Source organism: Oceanobacillus arenosus (genome assembly GCF_003369575.1).
GTDB classification, from domain to species: domain Bacteria; phylum Bacillota; class Bacilli; order Bacillales; family Amphibacillaceae; genus Oceanobacillus; species Oceanobacillus arenosus.
In genome coordinates this window covers 71,538-90,309 of sequence record NZ_PIOC01000024.1, presented here as the reverse complement: position 1 = coordinate 90,309, position 18,772 = coordinate 71,538, and the positions used below count along the sequence as shown (strand labels likewise).

The following is an 18,772-nucleotide window of genomic DNA, read 5'->3' as shown; positions in this document are numbered from 1 at the left end:
TTATTTGAAACGATTCAATGAACTCATCGCTGTCATAATTATCCTTATTATTAGCGATATATTTACTAATTTCTCTTTCAGCTAAATTAAGTATCTTCCGAGTGAATGTATTGTACCTTCAAAGGTTGTAAGGTCGTAATGGATCGTTTTTAACACTATGGTACCCTCCTTGTAAATTATTCTTTACCAACCGCTGCTTGGGCCAATGCCTCTTGTATTTCCTTTTTAGCCTCATCGTTTGCTTCGTTATTCTCCGCTTCACTATCAATGTTCCCCATCATCATGTTGAAATGAGACTCATGATTAGAATTAATAAAGATCTTTCTAAATACTTCAAAATAGATTATATTCTGTTCTTGATTGCTGTCGATATATAAATCATCGTTCACATGATGTGAGCCATCGTTGGCCCAGGACAGTAAAGAATTGCAAACAACCTTATCTTCATCAGGAAATTCTTCAATAATTTTATTAACATCAATATTACCGAAGAATTTAAAGTAATTCTCCAAGATTCTTCTCATAATGTTTGGCGTTGTTATTGAATTTGGGTTTTCCTTTAATTCTTTCCAAAGAAGCTCATATGAATTTTTAATAGGATTTTCTTCATACTTAGTTATTTGAGATGTATTGTCTGTCTTTCTTAAAATCCAAAAGGTTTCATCATTTAGTTTTTTACTACCATAATCTTTATTAAATGAAATTTCCTTATGAAAATATACAATATGAGTCAAAATAATCAATTGTTTAAAGTTCGTGTCATTACTTCTTACCTTTTTCTTCAAATTATTTATCAGATTACTTACCATAAATAGTATATTACTGTCTAGGCTAGAAATCGGGTCATCAATCGCAACTACCCTTGCTGTATTAACTTTATCCTGATCATTACTTCCATTAATAAGCTGATAGAAATACAGGAAGATAATAAAGGTTTTCTCTCCTTCACTTAACGTTTCGTTTGCATCTTCACCATTTTCTCTTACAATCTTGTAATTACCCTGTTCATCAGATTCTGCTAACTGGAAATTTGTGAACCCAAATGATTTAAGAAGCGTATTAATTTCGTTAATAGAAGGTAAAACACTTGTTAACTGATTTTGAAGCTCAATCGCCTCTTCTTCCAGTTTCCTTTTGAATCCTACTTGTTTGGCCTTGTCCTGCTTCATTCCAACTAAAGCTCTATTCTCTCTTCCAAAATTACTCATGTAATTGTCATAATTACTCATATTCACTTCAACGATAAATCTCCATATATCTTTTATTAACCTTTCCTTTTCTTCTTTGATATTGTCAATTACCCTATTTAACTCTGAAATTTGTACATTTGCCTGTTCAACCTCTGATTTTATCTGCTCAAGGTAGCTTGTAATTGAATTTAACTCAATACTTCTACTTGGTTCATTTCTCTTCCTTTCGAGCAACTGAATGTTTTCCTTATATGTTGAATTCACTATTTCAAATAGGGATGTGATTTTCTCTTTATTAATAAAAGGTATGTCCTCAGTTATAAGAAAATTGTACTGTTCAAAAAAGCCAATTGTATCTCTTTCGTATTTTTCTATGGATGAATTAAGAATTTGTATTTGTTCAGTGAATGTTTCATCAAAATACTCATCCAACTTTTCCTTAAAACTCCCAGGTAACTCCTGTTGGCAAAATGGACAAATACCATCCGTACCATCCATATGTCTGTGCCCTTGTTGTACCCAGTCGCTTAAATTTAGTTCAGATATTAATCTAGCAATATCTATATCCTTTTTACCTATTATTTTTGTTTGAAATATTGATAGTTCTTCTAAAGAACTATCAAATTGAATCTCTGGAATTGGACTGATTTTTACTCGTGAGTTTTTAAAAACGGATTCCACTCTTCTATTTAATTCTTCATATGTATACAGTTCACTGTTGTTATTCTCGGCCTCACTCAAACACTTTTCCATAAATTTCTCTCTATTATTTCGAAGACCAGTAAATGCCTCTTTGAAGTTTTCATCATACTTTTGTTTTAAATCCCAACATTGATTCGTAAAATTTGTTTTTAAGATATCTAACTGCTCATTTTTTTCCTTTATGTTATTTTCTAAATTTCCAATCCGCTCTTGATGTTTTTCTGCATCCTTCATTTCTTATCAATTAAGGCTAATATTTCAGTAGATTCTTTCCCGAGAGTAAAAATACCTTTAATATCGTTGTGAATACTGAAATTCTCTTGAATAAAATTTCTATTATAAACAAACAAATCAAAGTCAGGACTGCCTTGCTTCCATTCTATATTACAAGAAGAGAATTTTTGATTATCCCTATTTCGCAGCAATTCAGAAAAAGTAGTTTTTCCCGTACCATTGCTTCCGTAAATGTAGTTGATCTTACTCAAATTAACTTCAATTCCCGTTGGATCATAGGATGCTACTTCCTTAATCCTAATCTTTTCTATCATGCTATTGTCCTCCTCGCTTTATCTTATTCCTAGTATATTTTGCCTATTGTCAATTCCTATTTTACAGTAAAAGATTAAATAAAACACTAAATGATTCTAAATAATCAGGTATTACACTAGACAATTGGACCTGAGGTACTGAAGTCAAAGTCTCTTATTATGAATTTTTCATTACCATTTATAGTAGGAAGGTTTGGTACTATGGAAAAAAGAACTGGAGGTGGACATTGTGAATTTTGAAAGACTAGATAAAGTGGATAGGATTTTACTGTCAGCAGAGGATTCGAAACATTTAGATGACTGGTGGCTTAATATTCACGAAGGAGCCTTTAATGACTTTCGCCCTGTGTTGGAAGAAGGCGTGATTTTGCAGGAACTTGACCCAAACATGAAGTACGATCAAGCATTTGTGAAGGCACAAGGCTTAACCCCCCAATTGCATTTACTGTATTTCAAACAATTGGACGATGTGCGGGTCTATTATGAAATTTATCGGTCGATTGGCGAGAACCAGGTGGAGCATATTTTAGAAGGCATCAAGAATTATGCTGAGTTAAAAAGTAACCTTACGATAAACACGAATAATCGTATCGATCTAAAAAAAGAACATGCTGTCCATTACCTGGACGCTATTACCTCAAGCCATATCGCCTTGATGAATTACATGGAACTGTATCGGGATGTGAAAGAGCGAGTATCTTTTGAGACTGTTCGGAAAAAAGTCACTAAAAAGACGAAAAACGGAAAAAAGAGAAACACTCGGCCAATTAAGATGGTGGTTTACAATGTGAAAATTCCACTTACCCCTGTAACCGATGAAGAAAGACGTGCGTATCAACGAATGAAAGAAGCATGGACGGTTAGAGGACACTGGCGAACCCTGCCTTCAGGAAAAAAGACATGGGTAAAGGCCCATGTGAAAGGGAACAAGGAAAAGATTGAACCAAATACCTACCATTTTTAGTGCGAGACCCTTGGGTATCACATAAGCGTCTATCAAGTACAAAAGTCAAGACAAATTTCTATATGAATTGCTCTGTTCAACATTTATATTCATAAGATGAGTAATGTTTTTTTCACTTAATTGAAGTATATCTTTGCCAAGAGTTTTTTGAAGTATAAACTTGCCAGAGTGGCAAGTTTATACTTCAAATCACAAATAAAAAAACCACCAACATTATGTATTGGTGGAGACGGTGGGACATGCTCTTCCATGCTTTCGACATGGCACTGACTATATCTTGAACCTTGAAATTCAAGGTCCCTCGGCGTATTATACGAAATGTATATTTACCACGGTTGGCAGGATTTCGTATCTTAGTACTACCAAATTGGCAGCCTATAAGTCGATAGATGGCTGTTGGATTGCTCCACATACCACTCGGTATTGCCTTATTGCCAAGGATGCAACTTAGGTTTCACCGATAAAGCCGAATTTTCACTTCTGTGTTACCACAAAAGGCGACTAATTTATTAATCGAACCCACGTCCAGAGGCAACGCCACTCAGGCTTCTACACGTGTAGTTGGTATATTCGTATTTCGCTTATCACTCTGCCTACCAACAGGCGTTGTGAAAGCTAGTCTGATTAGATTCAACGAGCATCCTCAGACGGTGGATGTTCGTAATAGCCCGCTTAAAGTTGAGACCCTTCAATCTGCCCCACGGGCGACGGCAGGAAGGATCCTTTAGTGCTACTTACGCAGCTGCTAAAGAGTAATTGTTTTCTTTGCCATTTATAAGGCGTTTAACGTTTTACGAGCCGTAACCTCGACGCGCAACCTGAGCTCGAACTACCCCTGTCGAATCCGTAACGTCCCCATATAGAGAAACGCTCGGGTAAATACGAGCAATATAATATGTCTTTTACGACTATCTTTATTATAGCATAGATCACGTATTTTTCAAGGGCAGGAAGGATTTACTAGTGTAGTTGGCAATTAGTGCCAGCTACATTACTGATTATACTCCTTTAATGCCCGATCAACGTCACGCTTCATTTGCTTCTGCTTCAAGTCATCACGCTTATCGTATTTCTTCTTCCCTTTACCTAACCCAATCAAAACCTTGGCATAGCCATTTTTAATGTAAATTTTGAGTGGTACAAGGGCATATCCTTGCTGCTGGGTTAAACCGATTAATTTATCAATTTGCTTTCGATGTAAGAGCAGTTTACGTGTACGAGTCGGGTCATGGTTAAATCGATTTCCTTGTTCATATTCCGCGATATGCAGGTTGATCAGTTGAACCTCACCGCGACGATCAATTCTGGCATGGGCATCTTTAATATTGGCACGCCCGTTTCGCAGTGACTTAATTTCCGTTCCTTGTAGTACGATTCCTGCCTCATATGTTTCTTCAATAAAATAATCATGTGATGCTTTTTTATTTTGTGCGAGTGTTTTTCCTTGGCCCTTTGGCATAAGTTTTCCTCCTACTGCTTACATGGTATATTATTTTACCAAAGTTTGAGGAGAATTCCAAGAAACAACTCTTTCACAAACTTATGCGAGTAGCAATAAACTTATGGCCATAACCGCCATTCCCGTCATTACCCCGTAGATAGAAAGATGTGCTTCATCGTATTTCTTTGCTGCCGGCAATAGCTCATCAAGAGAGATAAACACCATGATTCCTGCTACCATTGCGAAGATGACGCCAAACATCACATCGCTTAAAAACGGCATGAGGAAAAGAAAAGCTACAAGTGCACCAACAGGTTCAGCTAATCCAGATAAGAAGGATAAACGAAATGCCTTTTTCTTATCTCCTGTTGCATAATAAATTGGCACTGATACGGCAATACCTTCTGGGATATTATGAATGGCAACAGCAACCGCTATCGCAAAACCAATCGATGGATCCTGCAATGTTGATACGAACGTTGCGATGCCTTCTGGAAAATTATGAATTGCGAGCGCTAATGCAGTAAAAACACCCATTTTCATTAACTCTGGATTTTGTACTTGTTTAGTCCCTGTTTCCATGTCTTCCACTTTTTTAATTTCATGTGGATTTGTATATTTCGGAATGAGCTTATCAATCAAACCGATAACGAGCATTCCAGCAAAAAAACTAATGACCGTCAACCAATAGCCTTCCGTTTCCCCAAGTGCACCCGTTAACGAATTCTTCGCTTTGAAAAATATTTCAACCATCGATACATAAATCATTACCCCGGCAGACAATCCTAAAGCAAAGGATAAAAATTTCGTATTGGTTGTTTTTGCAAAAAACGCAAGCATACTTCCGACACCCGTTGCTAGACCTGCAAATAGCGTAAATAAAAACGCTAGTAAAATATCACTCATAAAAATACCTTCACTCCCTGTTTAACTCCCTTTGTTACCTTTGCAGATCTCCTTATGAGTAGTGTAAGTGACAATTAATTAGCTGTCAACAATAAGATTTCCCTAGTCCAACTTTACATTTCCAAAATATATTATGCAGCACGTTATTTTGTGCTACAGTTTGTAAAGACCAAAGAAGGTGAGCCATTTCACTGGCTCACCTTCTTTGTTTCTTCTTTTTCTTGGTTTTTTTCTTAAATGGGACTTCATTCGTTTTTCGATCATTTCGTTCATTATTGGGCTTTCGGCTTTTCGACTTTCTACCAGTAGCGTTGGCTAATTCAAAGTCAACGGTATATTCATCGGTGTTGACAGCGACAACTTTAACCTTTACTTCTTCACCAATCCGATAAACGGTAGCCGTTCGCTCTCCAATTAGTGCATGGCTTCGTTCGTCATAATGGTAATAATCATCCGTCAAGTAGCTAACATGAATAAGTCCTTCTACCGTATTTTCCAGCTCAACGAACATACCGAAATTGGTAATTGAGCTGATTAATCCAGTATACTCTTCACCGATTTTATCCTTCATATACTCTGCCTTCTTCAGGCTATCCGTATCACGCTCCGCATCAACCGCGCGGCGCTCCATCTCCGAAGAATGCTTGGCAATCTCTGGTAATCTGTCCTTCCAATGTGCAAGGTTCTTCTTATCCAGCTTCTTATTAATCAGATAGCTACGGATTAAGCGATGAACCGTTAAATCCGGGTACCTTCTAATTGGTGACGTGAAATGTGTATAGAATTCCGTTGCAAGTCCAAAGTGTCCAATCCCTTGCGGATCATACTTTGCCTGTTTCATTGAGCGAAGCATTAGTTTCGATACAATCATTTCCTCTGGTTCACCACGAATATCATCTATTACTTTTTGTAGGCCTTTCGGATGGATATCATTCGCTTTACCTTTTACCTTGATTCCTAAGCCACTTAAAAATTCAAAGAAGTTTTGTAACTTTCCTTCATCTGGATCTTCGTGAATCCGGTGAATGAAAGGCACATCCATCCAATGAAAATGCTCTGCCACTGTTTCATTTGCTGCAAGCATGAATTCTTCGATAAGACGCTCTGCGACTGAGCGTTCTCGTAAGACAACATCCACTGCTTTTCCTTTATCATCGACAAGAACCTGTGCCTCTTTAAAATCGAAATCAATCGCTCCACGAGTCATCCGCTTCTTACGTAAAATGGCAGCAAGCTCTTCCATTTGTTCAAACATCGGGACAAGCGATTCATATCGTTCTCTGACTGATGCTTCTTTATCGACTAATATTTTATTTACATCCGTATAGGTCATTCTTTCCGTCGTTTTTATTACACTCTGGAAAATTTCATGGTTTACCACTTCACCTGAAGAAGTTATTTCCATCTCACAGCCCAAGGTTAATCTGTCCACCTGTGGATTTAATGAACAAATCCCATTTGATAAACGGTGTGGAATCATTGGGATTACTCGGTCAACTAAATAAACACTTGTCCCACGGTCGAGTGCCTCTATATCCATCGGTGACCCTTCCTCAATGTAATAACTAACGTCGGCAATATAAACACCAAGCTTATAGTTTCCGTTTTCCAAACGTTTCACAGTGACGGCATCATCTAAATCCTTTGCATCCGCACCGTCGATTGTGACAATTACTTCATCACGTAAGTCACGGCGACCTTCAAGTTCTTCCACGCTAATCGTTTCTGGTGTATTTGCCGCTTGTTCTAACACTTCATCGGGAAAATCAATCGTAATTCCGTGTTTGTAGATGATCGATAGAATATCAATACCAGGATCATTTTTATGACCAAGAATATGGATAATCTCACCTTCAGCGCTCATTCTACCTTCTGGATATTTCGTGATGTGAGCAATTACTTTATGCCCGCTTACTGCGCCATTTGTACTACCCTTTGGAATAAAAATGTCATTGGGAATACGTTTATCATCGGCAATAACAAAGCCAAATGCACGATTGTCTTCATAGGTACCAACGACTTGCAGCACAGCACGCTCTAGAATTCGGATAACTTGTCCCTCCGGACGGTTTCCATCCTCTTCCGTTTTCTCTAAACGTACTAAAACTTTATCATTATTCATCGCTGAGCCTAAGTCAGAATGATGGATGTATACATCTTTTTGATTCTCATCATCTGGAATCAAGAATGCAAATCCTTTTGCATGCATCTGAATTTTACCACGTACTAAATTCATTTTCTCTGGTAATCCAAAGCGGTTTTTACGCGTTCTCACCAATTCTCCAGCATCTTCTAATTCATTTAAGGTTTTTACTAATTCTTTGAACTCCTCTGAATCCGTAATTTCCAATTCATGTTCAATTTCATCAACCGCTAATGGTTTCGTACCTGTTTCTTTAAATAATGTTAAGATTCTTTCTTTCATCTGCTCACCTTCTTTCTTCATATTATATACCTTTTATATCGAATCTATAAGAGGTTGTTCAAAAAGTCTGGTAAAAATGACACATCGAATTTCTTCGTTGGCTTGCTTTTCCGTTGCTCACGTATTAAAAGCATACGTTCCGCTACTCAAAGCTACGCCGCCTCGAACTTCTCGGTCCTTTTTATCCTCCTTTTTAAACACACATTATAATCATTCTTTCCAATCTAATGTTTCAAGGAATTGATATATATCATCATGGAGCTTTTCTTTCTCCTTATCAAGTGTAATTACGTGTCCAGATTCCTCATACCATTTAATCTGTTTTTTATCTGCTTCTACATGGTCATAGATGTAATCGGCACTATCCGTATTAATCATTTCATCCTTTCTTGCTTGGACAACAAATGTAGGAGTATAAATGGTGTCTACATTCTCTCTTACATCTGTTATCGTCTGTCCCATTAGTGAAAAGAGTCCCTTCCCCTTTTCATACAAATCATTTACTTGATCATCAAGTTGTTCTTCATTTACGCCTGCTATTTGTTTATACTGTCTTGTGAAGCTCTTGAAGCCTTTCGCTAAGCTTGCTTCATCTAAATAAAACATCGGTGCACACATTGGAATTACAGCTTTGAGTTGTGTAGTATATGCAAGCTTTAATGCATACACCCCACCAAGCGAAAGTCCTGCGACCGCTATTTCTTCATAGCCTAAATCACGAAGATGCTGTAAGCTTGCTTGCACATCCTCCCAATATTGATCTGGATTGGTTTTTATCAATTCTTCTGGGGGTAACCCATGTCCTCGGTAAATTGGTCCATGAGACGTATACCCTTTCTTCTCTAAGAATCTTCCTAGCATCCGGACATCTGCTGTATGTCCAGTAAATCCATGCAATAATAATACCGCACGAGGTCCCGCTTCAAAAGTAAAGGGTTGTGGTTGTTTTATCTTCATCTGAATTCTCCATTTCTAACAGTGATCATTAGTTGGCAGACTCACTCTTCCTGTGCACGCCTTACTATGTAAAAACCCTTATCACTTTAATGGTGACAAGGGTAGTTTAATTATAATACATATCCACTTATAAATGCTAATAAGAAAAACAATACAGCTGTAATTACAGTCCCACGATGTAATACTAAATCCATTCCGCGAGCTTTTTGTTTCCCAAATAATTGCTCTGCACCACCAGAGATGGCACCAGAAAGACCAGCACTCTTACCAGATTGTAGTAAGACAAACGTGATTAGTACAATTGCATCAATTATTAATAAAATATTTATTAAATTTGCCATGTAACAATAATACCTCCTATTACGCACAACTTTCTACTAAATACTTTAGCATAGTTATCAATTGGATGGCAAGCTATTTATTATCAAATCTTGGACGTTTCCGGCAATTCAATTTAAGATGTTAATATAGAAACGATTACATTAAGGGAGGGAATATAAATGGGAGCTTCATTTTGGATAGAAATGATAGATGATACGAAAGTATATGTGAAAAAATGGGGAACAGATATTGAACAGCCAAAAGCAATCATACAGCTCGCCCACGGAATGGTAGAGCATATTAATCGCTACAATGATTTTGCCAATTATTTAGTTAGTAAAGAATGTATCGTTTATGGAAACGATCATCGTGGACACGGGAAAACTGGGGAGAAGCAGGGACTACTCGGTTACTTTTCCGATCAGGATGGTTTTTTAAAATCGGTCGACGATATGCATGCAATTTCGTTGAAGATTAAGCATGAATACCCTGGTATCCCGCTCATTCTTTTTGGGCATAGTATGGGGTCATTCCTCGTGCGAAATTATATCCAATTATATAGTGAACAAATCGACGGTGTAATTTTATCTGGTACCGGTTATTTTCCTAACCTTATTACGACAGCGGGGAAATCCATTGCATCCATCCTTCCACCAAGAAAACCATCGCAATTCATGAATAAGCTTGCATTTGGTAATTATAATAAAAGAATTAAACAACAGCAAACAGAATTTGACTGGCTCACAAGGGATCATGATGTTGTAAGACAATTTATTCAGGACCCTCTTTCTGGCTATATTCCGACTGCAAGATTTTTCTATGATTTAATGACCGGTCTACATCACATGCAAAACAATAGTAGGAATGAAGCTATTCGGATGGACCTACGAATGCTTCTTATTAGCGGTGATGAAGATCCTGTTGGGAACTATGGGAAAGGTGTATGGCGGACGGCGAATATCTATGAAAAAGTCGGATTAACCAACATTACAACCATGCTTCTTCCCCATGCTCGCCATGAAATATTAAATGAAATAAATAAGGATGACGCGTATCTTGCAATACACCATTGGATTGAATCAATTCTTTTCAAAAATGTAAGTTAACTTAATATTCGTATGGTTTACTACCTTACTGTTCCTAATTTCAGTGACAAATGGATAGTGGGAATTTCATACTCTATAGTTCTTATTATTTCTTGATTGTTAACGATTTCACGTGTTACTATAAAGTGTGATGAGTAAAACGCTCAAAATATATTTTTTTACTGAAAGGTTGGCAAAATAATCATGACGAATATTCAAGGTATTGCCGCTTCATCAGGCATCGCCATAGCTAAAGCATATCAATTAGTTGCACCCGATCTATCATTCGAAAAGGTTAAAATTGATAATCCTGAAGAGGAAGTTAATCGTTTAAATGCAGCTTTAGAGATTTCTAAACAAGAATTAGAAAAAATTAAAGCACATACGATGGAAGCACTTGGTGAGGAACATGCGGAAATTTTCTCTGCACATTTACTTATTTTAGGTGACCCTGAATTAATTAATCCGATGAAAGATAAAATTACATCTGAAAATGAGAGAGCGGAGACAGCGTTAGAACAGGTTTCTAACATGTTCATCGACATGTTTAATAATATGGATAATGAATATATGCGAGAACGTGCTGCAGATATCAAAGACGTATCGAAACGCGTAATGGCACATTTACTAGGGGTAACATTCCCAGATCCAGCATTAATTGATGAAGAAGTAATCGTAATTGCAAATGACTTAACACCTTCAGATACAGCACAGTTGAATCGTCAATTCGTGAAAGGTTTTGCAACCGATGTTGGTGGACGTACATCGCATTCAGCGATCATGGCTCGTTCATTAGAAATTCCTGCAATTGTAGGTACGAAAGAAATCACATCCATTGTGAAACAAAATGATACGGTTATTATCGACGGTTTAGAAGGTATTGTCATCGTTAACCCTACAGAGGATGAATTAGCAACTTACAGCGAGAAACAAGCTGCATTCGCTGAACAACAAGCAGAATGGGCAAAACTTAAAGATGAACCAACATTTTCTAAAGACGGGGAACAGGTTGAATTAGTAGCAAACATCGGTACACCTGAAGATGTTGCTGGTGTTATTAATAACGGTGGTGAAGGTGTCGGCCTTTATCGTACAGAATTTTTATACATGGGTAAAAGTGAATTACCAACAGAAGACGAACAGTTTGAAGCATATAAATCTGTTCTTGAACAAATGGGAGACAAGCCTGTTGTTGTTCGTACATTAGATGTTGGTGGCGATAAAGAGTTAAGCTATTTAAATTTACCAAAAGAAATGAATCCATTCTTAGGATTCCGTGCAATCCGCTTCTGTTTGGAAAATGAACATGTATTCCGTCCACAGCTACGTGCGTTACTACGTGCAAGTGCATACGGTAATTTAAAAATCATGTTCCCGATGATTGCAACGCTGGAAGAATTCCGTAAAGCAAAAGCAATTTTATTAGATGAAAAAGAAAACTTAACTGCTGAAGGCGTGAAGGTTTCTGATGATATCGAAGTTGGTATCATGGTTGAAATCCCATCAACAGCTGTTATTGCAAAGCAATTTGCAAAAGAAGTTGATTTCTTCAGTATTGGAACGAACGACTTAATCCAATATACAATGGCTGCTGACCGTATGAATGAACAAGTGTCTTACTTGTACCAACCATACCATCCAGCAATTTTAAACTTAGTAAACAACGTAATCGAAGCAGCACACAGTGAAGGTAAATGGGCTGGTATGTGTGGCGAAATGGCTGGGGATCCAATCGCAATTCCACTTCTTCTTGGACTTGGACTTGACGAATTCAGCATGAGTGCAACATCAATCTTGCCAGCACGTACACAAATTCGTGACCTTTCGAAGCATGATTTATCGTCGTATAAGGATACGATTTTATCGATGGGAACTGCGGAAGAAGTAGTTGCATTTGTTAATGAGAAAACATCTAAATAAATCGAAAAGAGACCGGACAGTGTTCGGTCTCTTTTACTTTTGCTTTGGTTTTGGATTTGTCGCTCGATTTGCTTGAGTTGTCGCTCGAATTTCCGATTTTCCGCTCGATTTGCTGAGTTGTCGCTCGAATTTCCGATTTTCCGCTCGATTTGCTGAGTTGCCGCTCGAATTTCCGATTTTTCGCTCGATTTGCTGAGTTCTCGCTCGTTTCTACCCTTCCTTACATTTATGCATAATAAAAGAGGCAGATCTCTCTGCCTCTTTTTTCAATCAAATATTATCGATTATTTTTTCAAGTTGTAGAATGCTGTAGGACCAGCGTATTCGCCCATGCCTGAAAGTTCATCTTCAATGCGAAGTAATTGGTTATATTTTGCAACGCGGTCTGTACGTGATGGTGCACCTGTTTTGATTTGACCAGCGTTTGTTGCTACTGCAATATCAGCGATTGTAGCATCTTCTGTTTCACCAGAGCGGTGAGAGATGATAGCAGTATAACCTGCACGTTTTGCCATTTCAATTGCTTCGAATGTTTCAGTAAGGGTACCGATTTGGTTAACCTTAACTAGGATTGAGTTACCAACGCCTTGCTCAATACCTTGTGCAAGTTTCTTCGTGTTTGTTACGAATAGGTCATCCCCAACTAATTGTACACGATCACCAAGACGATCTGTTAAAAGCTTGTGACCTTCCCAGTCGTTCTCATCTAGACCATCTTCAATTGAGATGATTGGGTATTTATTAACCATTTCTTCATACCAGTCAACCATTTCAGCAGAAGTACGGACAACGCCTTCTCCTTTAAGGTTGTATTTACCATCTTCGTAAATTTCAGATGAAGCAACGTCCATTGCAAGTTTAACTTCTTCACCTGGTTTGTAGCCAGCAGCTTCGATTGCTTCTACAATTGTTTGAAGTGCTTCTTCGTTTGAACCAAGGTTTGGAGCGAATCCACCTTCATCACCAACAGCTGTATTATAGCCTTTAGATTTCAATACGTTTTTCAATGAATGGAAAATTTCCGCACCCATACGTAATGCTTCTTTGAATGATTCAGCACCAACTGGCATTACCATGAATTCTTGAATATCAACGTTATTATCAGCATGCTCTCCACCGTTAACAATGTTCATCATTGGTGTTGGCAATACTTTAGCATTGAATCCGCCTAAGTAGTTGTATAAAGGAACATCAAGTAGGTCTGCTGCTGCATGTGCTACTGCCATGGAAACACCAAGAATTGCGTTTGCACCTAATTTTCCTTTATTTTCTGTACCATCAAGTTCGATCATTGTTGCATCAATGATGTTTTGACGAGTAACGTCTAATCCAACGATTTCTGGAGCAATTACTTCGTTTACGTTTTTAACTGCTTGAAGAACACCTTTACCTAGATAACGATCTTTATCACCATCACGTAGTTCAACTGCTTCGTATTCACCTGTTGATGCACCACTTGGTACTAAAGCTCTACCAAATCCACCTGATTCTGTAAATACTTCTACCTCAACTGTAGGATTACCGCGTGAATCTAATACTTCGCGTGCATAGACATCTGTAATGTATGGCATGAAAATCTCTCCTTTTAACTTTTATAGTTTTATTATTTAACAATTAATGAAGTTCCAGTCATTTCAACTGGTTTTTCTACATCTAATAAATCAAGTAATGTTGGTGCTAGGTCTGCTAGAATACCACCATCTCTTACTGTTATTCCTTCTTTAGTTACAATAACCGGTACCGGGCTAGTTGTATGTGCAGTCATTGGTTGGCCTTCCAATGTCAAGACTTCATCTGAATTTCCGTGGTCTGCAGTAATAATTGCATTCCCACCAAGTTCAATGATCTTATCGACTATTTTACCTAAGCATTCATCTACCGCTTCGATTGCATCAATTGTTGGCTGAAGCATTCCTGAATGCCCAACCATATCCGGATTTGCAAAGTTTAAGATGATTGCATTTGGACGTTCATCAGAATCGAGTTCTTTCAGCAACGCGTCCGTCACTTCATAAGCACTCATTTCTGGTTGTAAATCATAGGTTGCAACCTTAGGTGAATTAATTAGAATTCGTTTTTCACCAGGGAATTCTTTCTCACGACCACCGCTCATGAAAAATGTCACATGTGGATATTTTTCTGTTTCCGCGATGCGCAATTGTCTTAAATGATGTTGGGAAAGTACTTCACCAACTGTATTATCTAAGTTAATTGGCTCATATGCTACATAGCCATCAACCGTTTCACTAAAGTTTGTTAGCATAACAAATTGCAAGTCTTTCGGAATCTTGCTTCCACGATCAAAATCTCGGAAATCTTCATTCGCAAATGTACGAGAAATTTGAATCGCACGGTCAGGACGGAAATTATAGAAAATAATGGAATCCTCATCCTCTACTTTTCCAACTGGAACACCGTTTTCATCAACAATAACAGATGGTATAACGAACTCGTCATGTACACCATTTACATAAGAATCTTTAATAACATCTAATGGATTGGTATATGCTGGACCTTCACCGTAAACCATCGCATCGTATGCTTTTTTCACACGATCCCAACGCTTGTCGCGGTCCATTGAGTAATAACGACCAGATACGGTCGCAATTTTACCGACACCTAATTCATCCATTTTATCCTGTGTAGCCTGAATATATTTCTCCGCTGTTTGTGGTCCAACATCACGACCATCTAGAAATGCGTGAACATATACTTCTTTTACATCTGTTTGTTTAGCTAGTTTCAACAGTGCAAATAGGTGATTGATATGACTGTGTACACCACCATCAGACAATAGTCCGAAAAGATGTAATGCCTTGCCGTTTTCTTTAGCATGGTTCATCACTTTTAAGAATGCTTCCTTTTCGAAAAAGTCTCCTTCTTTAATGGATAAATTCACACGTGTTAAACTTTGGTAAACGATTCGCCCAGCACCAATATTTAAATGCCCAACCTCTGAGTTACCCATTTGCCCTTTTGGTAAACCAACTGCTTCCCCACTTGCTGTTAATTGGTTATGCGAAAAATGTTTCCAGTAACGATCAAAGTTCGGTTTCTTTGCTTGCTTGACTGCATTTCCCATCACTTCATCACGGATGCCAAATCCGTCTAAAATGATTATTGCAGCTAAATTATTTTGACTCATTTAGCTCCAGCCTCCACTAGCTGTAAGAAGGATTCTGCTTCTAGACTTGCGCCACCAACTAATGCACCATCAATATCGGATTGTGCTAATAATTCTTCAATATTAGCTGGTTTCACACTTCCACCATATTGGATGACAACTTTGTCCGCTGTTTCAGCAGATGTTACTTCTTTTACAACATTACGAATGTGTTTACAAACCTCGTTTGCATCTTCACTTGAAGCAGTTTTACCTGTACCGATTGCCCAAATTGGTTCATAAGCAATAATCGTTTCAGCTACTTGTTCATTAGATAATCCTGCCAGAGCTTTTTTCACTTGATCTTCTACTAGGCTCATTGTTTCATTTGCTTCGCGTTGTTCCAATGTTTCACCAACACATACAATTGGAGTTAGACCATGTGCAAAAGCTGCTGCCGTTTTTTGGTTTACTGTTTCGTCTGTTTCAGCAAAATATTCACGGCGTTCTGAATGGCCAAGGACAACATGTGTTACACCTAGATCCTTTAACATTACTGGACTAACTTCGCCAGTGTAAGCACCATTCTCTTCAAAGTGCATGTTTTGTGCTGCAACTTTCAAATTCGTACCTTTTGCTTTTTCTACCAATGATGGTAAATAAACAAATGGTGCACAAACGATTGCTTCTACATTGTCACTGTTGGGTACTTTTTCAATGACTTCATCGACAAATGCATTTGCCTCTGATAAAACCTTGTTCATTTTCCAGTTACCTGCAATTACATTTTTGCGCATCTAAGTTCACCTCTCCTTTTATTTCTCGTCTAGTGCTGCAACGCCTGGAAGTACTTTACCTTCCATGAATTCAAGGGAAGCTCCGCCACCCGTTGATACGTGATCCATTTTTTCTGCTAGGCCGAATTTCTCAACTGCTGCTGCTGAATCGCCGCCGCCAATTACAGAATAACCAGCAGTTTCTGCTAATGCATTCGCAACAGCTCGCGTACCACCAGCGAACGCATCTAATTCAAATACTCCCATTGGTCCGTTCCAAATGATTAATTTAGAATCGGCAACAATTTGGCTATAGATTTCACGTGTTTTCGGTCCGATATCCAATGCTTCCCAATCTGCAGGAATTTGGTCAATTGCTACGGTTTGTTTGTTTGCAGTTTCAGAGAAATCATCCGCTACGATTACATCGACTGGAAGGACGAAATTAACTCCTTTTTCTTCTGCTTTTTTAATAAATTCATTTGCTAAATCGATTTTATCTTCTTCTAATAAAGATTTACCAATTTCATGGCCTTGCGCTTTAATGAATGTGTATGCAAGTCCACCACCAATAATTAGGTTGTCCACTTTATCTAAGAAATTATCAATAACATTTATTTTATCTTTAACCTTGGCACCACCAATGATTGCAGTGAAAGGACGTTCTGGATTTTCTAATGCTTTGCCTAAGACATCCAATTCCTTTTGCATCAATAGTCCTGCAGCTGAAGGTAATTTTTCTGCAATTCCTACTGTTGAAGCATGTGCACGGTGTGCTGCACCAAATGCGTCATTTACGTATACATCTGCAAGTGCTGCGAATGCTTCTGCGAGTGTTGGATCATTCTTCTCTTCTCCAGCTTCGAAGCGCACGTTTTCTAGTAATACGATATCGCCTTCATTCAGCCCCGCAATCGCTTGCTCAACTTCTTCACCGTAAACTGCATCTGTCTTCGTTACTTTTTTTCCAAGCAATTCACTTAAATTCTTTGCAACAGGGTCTAAGCGTAGATCCTCCACTACTTGGCCTTTTGGACGACCAAGATGACTTGCCAAAATAACGATCGCACCATGTTCTGTTAAATAGTTAATCGTTGGTAATGCCGCTCTGATTCGTGTATCATCAGTTACTTCTCCGTCTTTCATCGGAACGTTAAAGTCAACACGACAAAATACTTTTTTGCCTTTAACATCTAGGTCTTGAAGTGTTTTTTTGTTCATTTGTACACCCTCCCAAACTTAAGTTATGTAATAGAGTCGCTTCTAGCTCCTCTATCATTTGCTTTCACCGTTCATTATATACTAAGTGGAGCAAGCTTGCCTTGTTTACAAATAAAAATAAAAATGTAAAAAGGAGGAAGAGCTTGCTCCTCCTCCTTTTACTTTTATCTTATAGTCCTTTTTTAGCCATGAATGCTGCTAAGTCAACACAACGTGAAGAGTAGCCCATTTCATTGTCATACCAAGAAACAACTTTAACCATGTTATCTTCTAATACCATTGTAGATAGACCATCTAAGATAGATGAATGTGTGTTACCTACGATATCAGATGATACGATTGGTTCTTCAGTATATTCTAAGATACCTTTTAATGGACCTTCAGCAGCTGCTTTGAATGCTTCATTTACTTGTTCAGCAGTTACATTTGTTTCCAATTCTGCAACTAAGTCTGTTAAAGAACCATCTGGAGTTGGTACGCGAACAGCCATACCGTTAAGTTTGCCATTGATTTCTGGTAATACTAAACCAACTGCTTTTGCTGCTCCAGTTGTAGTTGGAATAATGTTTGCAGCTGCAGCACGTGCACGACGGTAGTCTTTATGTGGTAAATCAAGAATTTGTTGATCATTAGTATAAGAATGGATTGTAGTCATTAATCCACGTTTGATTCCGAATGAATCTTGTAATACTTTAGCAAATGGTGCTAAACAGTTTGTAGTACATGATGCATTTGAAATGATATTATGTTTGCTAGGATCATATTTATCATCATTAACACCCATAACGATTGTTAAATCTTCGTTGTTTGCAGGTGCAGAGATAATTACTTTCTTAGCTCCAGCTTCGATATGTTTCTTAGCGTCTTCACCATTTGTGAAACGACCAGTTGATTCAATTACGATTTCTACTCCAAGATCTCCCCAGCCTAAGTTAGCAGGATCGCGTTCTGAAAGTACTTTGATTTCTTTTCCACCAACAACAATGTTCTTGCCGTTAACAGAAACTTCTTCTTCTAATTTACCGTGAATTGAATCATATTTTAATAAATGAGCTAACATGTTTGCATCTGTTAAATCATTAACTGCAACAATTTCAACTTCGTCATTTTTAAGTGCTTGACGGAATACATTACGTCCAATTCTACCAAAACCATTAATACCTACTTTTACTGCCATTCTTATTCCTCCTAAATGTTGTTAGATTAAAAAAAT

15 protein-coding genes and 1 other RNA gene are annotated in these 18,772 nt (G+C 37.9%); 3 read left to right on the top strand and 13 right to left on the bottom strand.

Features of this window, described 5'->3' with window-relative positions:
- Positions 1-176: 176 nt before the first annotated feature.
- Entirely contained in the window at positions 177-2,126 is a 1,950-nt protein-coding gene (locus CWR48_RS16235) for an AAA family ATPase (protein ID WP_281270303.1), read from the bottom strand.
- A complete protein-coding gene (locus CWR48_RS21040; RefSeq protein WP_281270302.1) occupies positions 2,123-2,440 on the bottom strand; it encodes an AAA family ATPase in 318 nt (105 codons plus the stop codon). The genes CWR48_RS16235 and CWR48_RS21040 overlap by 4 nt, the downstream gene beginning before the upstream one ends.
- Positions 2,441-2,669: 229 nt before the next feature.
- Between CWR48_RS21040 and CWR48_RS16230 the strand changes: the two genes are divergently transcribed.
- Positions 2,670-3,404 carry a hypothetical protein gene (locus CWR48_RS16230; RefSeq protein WP_115774378.1) on the top strand — a complete coding sequence of 245 codons (735 nt, stop codon included), beginning with the start codon at positions 2,670-2,672 and terminating at the stop codon, positions 3,402-3,404.
- Between the two features lie 510 nt (positions 3,405-3,914).
- Here the strand turns inward: CWR48_RS16230 and ssrA are convergent.
- The 6 genes from ssrA to secG form a co-directional block, all read right to left on the bottom strand.
- Positions 3,915-4,253: a transfer-messenger RNA gene (ssrA, locus tag CWR48_RS16225) on the bottom strand.
- A 142-nt stretch (positions 4,254-4,395) separates the two neighbouring features.
- Entirely contained in the window at positions 4,396-4,863 is a 468-nt protein-coding gene (smpB, locus tag CWR48_RS16220; RefSeq protein ID WP_115774377.1) for an SsrA-binding protein SmpB, read from the bottom strand.
- Positions 4,864-4,944: 81 nt separating this feature from the next.
- Positions 4,945-5,751: a zinc transporter ZupT gene (gene zupT / locus CWR48_RS16215; protein ID WP_115774376.1), complete on the bottom strand. Its 807-nt coding sequence runs from the start codon at positions 5,749-5,751 to the stop codon at positions 4,945-4,947.
- Between the two features lie 196 nt (positions 5,752-5,947).
- Complete coding sequence (gene rnr / locus CWR48_RS16210) at positions 5,948-8,176, bottom strand: ribonuclease R (RefSeq protein WP_115774400.1); 2,229 nt, start codon at positions 8,174-8,176, stop codon at positions 5,948-5,950.
- Between the two features lie 210 nt (positions 8,177-8,386).
- Positions 8,387-9,133 (bottom strand): alpha/beta hydrolase, encoded by a 747-nt coding sequence (locus CWR48_RS16205; RefSeq protein WP_115774375.1) that lies wholly within the window; start codon positions 9,131-9,133, stop codon positions 8,387-8,389.
- Positions 9,134-9,243: 110 nt separating this feature from the next.
- The gene (secG, locus tag CWR48_RS16200; protein WP_115774374.1) at positions 9,244-9,474 is read right to left on the bottom strand and encodes a preprotein translocase subunit SecG; all 231 of its coding nucleotides are present in this window, start codon (positions 9,472-9,474) and stop codon (positions 9,244-9,246) included.
- 159 nt (positions 9,475-9,633) lie between these two features.
- Here secG and CWR48_RS16195 point away from each other — a divergent pair, with 159 nt between their 5' ends.
- Both CWR48_RS16195 and ptsP read left to right on the top strand, forming a co-directional pair.
- Complete coding sequence (locus CWR48_RS16195) at positions 9,634-10,560, top strand: alpha/beta hydrolase (RefSeq protein WP_115774373.1); 927 nt, start codon at positions 9,634-9,636, stop codon at positions 10,558-10,560.
- 183 nt (positions 10,561-10,743) lie between these two features.
- Positions 10,744-12,459 (top strand): phosphoenolpyruvate--protein phosphotransferase, encoded by a 1,716-nt coding sequence (ptsP, locus tag CWR48_RS16190; RefSeq protein WP_115774372.1) that lies wholly within the window; start codon positions 10,744-10,746, stop codon positions 12,457-12,459.
- A gap of 284 nt (positions 12,460-12,743) precedes the next feature.
- Here the strand turns inward: ptsP and eno are convergent, their stop codons facing one another.
- From eno to gap, 5 genes are all read right to left on the bottom strand, one after another.
- Positions 12,744-14,030, bottom strand: coding sequence for a phosphopyruvate hydratase (eno, locus tag CWR48_RS16185; protein WP_115774371.1), 1,287 nt, complete (start codon positions 14,028-14,030; stop codon positions 12,744-12,746).
- Between the two features lie 32 nt (positions 14,031-14,062).
- Positions 14,063-15,604, bottom strand: coding sequence for a 2,3-bisphosphoglycerate-independent phosphoglycerate mutase (gpmI, locus tag CWR48_RS16180; protein ID WP_115774370.1), 1,542 nt, complete (start codon positions 15,602-15,604; stop codon positions 14,063-14,065).
- Positions 15,601-16,359, bottom strand: coding sequence for a triose-phosphate isomerase (gene tpiA, locus CWR48_RS16175; RefSeq protein WP_115774369.1), 759 nt, complete (start codon positions 16,357-16,359; stop codon positions 15,601-15,603). The genes gpmI and tpiA overlap by 4 nt, the downstream gene beginning before the upstream one ends.
- A gap of 18 nt (positions 16,360-16,377) precedes the next feature.
- On the bottom strand, positions 16,378-17,559 hold the full coding sequence (locus tag CWR48_RS16170) for a phosphoglycerate kinase (RefSeq protein ID WP_115774368.1): 1,182 nt from the start codon (positions 17,557-17,559) through the stop codon (positions 16,378-16,380).
- 169 nt (positions 17,560-17,728) lie between these two features.
- A complete protein-coding gene (gap, locus tag CWR48_RS16165; protein WP_115774367.1) occupies positions 17,729-18,736 on the bottom strand; it encodes a type I glyceraldehyde-3-phosphate dehydrogenase in 1,008 nt (335 codons plus the stop codon).
- Between the last annotated feature and the right edge of the window lie 36 nt (positions 18,737-18,772).

Bases quoted from the DNA above. Each gene is read 5' to 3' on its own strand.
- CWR48_RS16235 (WP_281270303.1), bottom strand. From the start codon at position 2,126: ATGAAGGATGCAGAAAAACATCAAGAGCGGATTGGAAATTTAGAAAAT.
- CWR48_RS21040 (WP_281270302.1), bottom strand. From the start codon at position 2,440: ATGATAGAAAAGATTAGGATTAAGGAAGTAGCATCCTATGATCCAACG.
- smpB (WP_115774377.1), bottom strand. From the start codon at position 4,863: ATGCCAAAGGGCCAAGGAAAAACACTCGCACAAAATAAAAAAGCATCA.
- zupT (WP_115774376.1), bottom strand. From the start codon at position 5,751: ATGAGTGATATTTTACTAGCGTTTTTATTTACGCTATTTGCAGGTCTA.
- rnr (WP_115774400.1), bottom strand. From the start codon at position 8,176: ATGAAAGAAAGAATCTTAACATTATTTAAAGAAACAGGTACGAAACCA.
- CWR48_RS16205 (WP_115774375.1), bottom strand. From the start codon at position 9,133: ATGAAGATAAAACAACCACAACCCTTTACTTTTGAAGCGGGACCTCGT.
- secG (WP_115774374.1), bottom strand. From the start codon at position 9,474: ATGGCAAATTTAATAAATATTTTATTAATAATTGATGCAATTGTACTA.
- CWR48_RS16195 (WP_115774373.1), top strand. From the start codon at position 9,634: ATGGGAGCTTCATTTTGGATAGAAATGATAGATGATACGAAAGTATAT.
- ptsP (WP_115774372.1), top strand. From the start codon at position 10,744: ATGACGAATATTCAAGGTATTGCCGCTTCATCAGGCATCGCCATAGCT.
- eno (WP_115774371.1), bottom strand. From the start codon at position 14,030: ATGCCATACATTACAGATGTCTATGCACGCGAAGTATTAGATTCACGC.
- gpmI (WP_115774370.1), bottom strand. From the start codon at position 15,604: ATGAGTCAAAATAATTTAGCTGCAATAATCATTTTAGACGGATTTGGC.
- tpiA (WP_115774369.1), bottom strand. From the start codon at position 16,359: ATGCGCAAAAATGTAATTGCAGGTAACTGGAAAATGAACAAGGTTTTA.
- CWR48_RS16170 (WP_115774368.1), bottom strand. From the start codon at position 17,559: ATGAACAAAAAAACACTTCAAGACCTAGATGTTAAAGGCAAAAAAGTA.
- gap (WP_115774367.1), bottom strand. From the start codon at position 18,736: ATGGCAGTAAAAGTAGGTATTAATGGTTTTGGTAGAATTGGACGTAAT.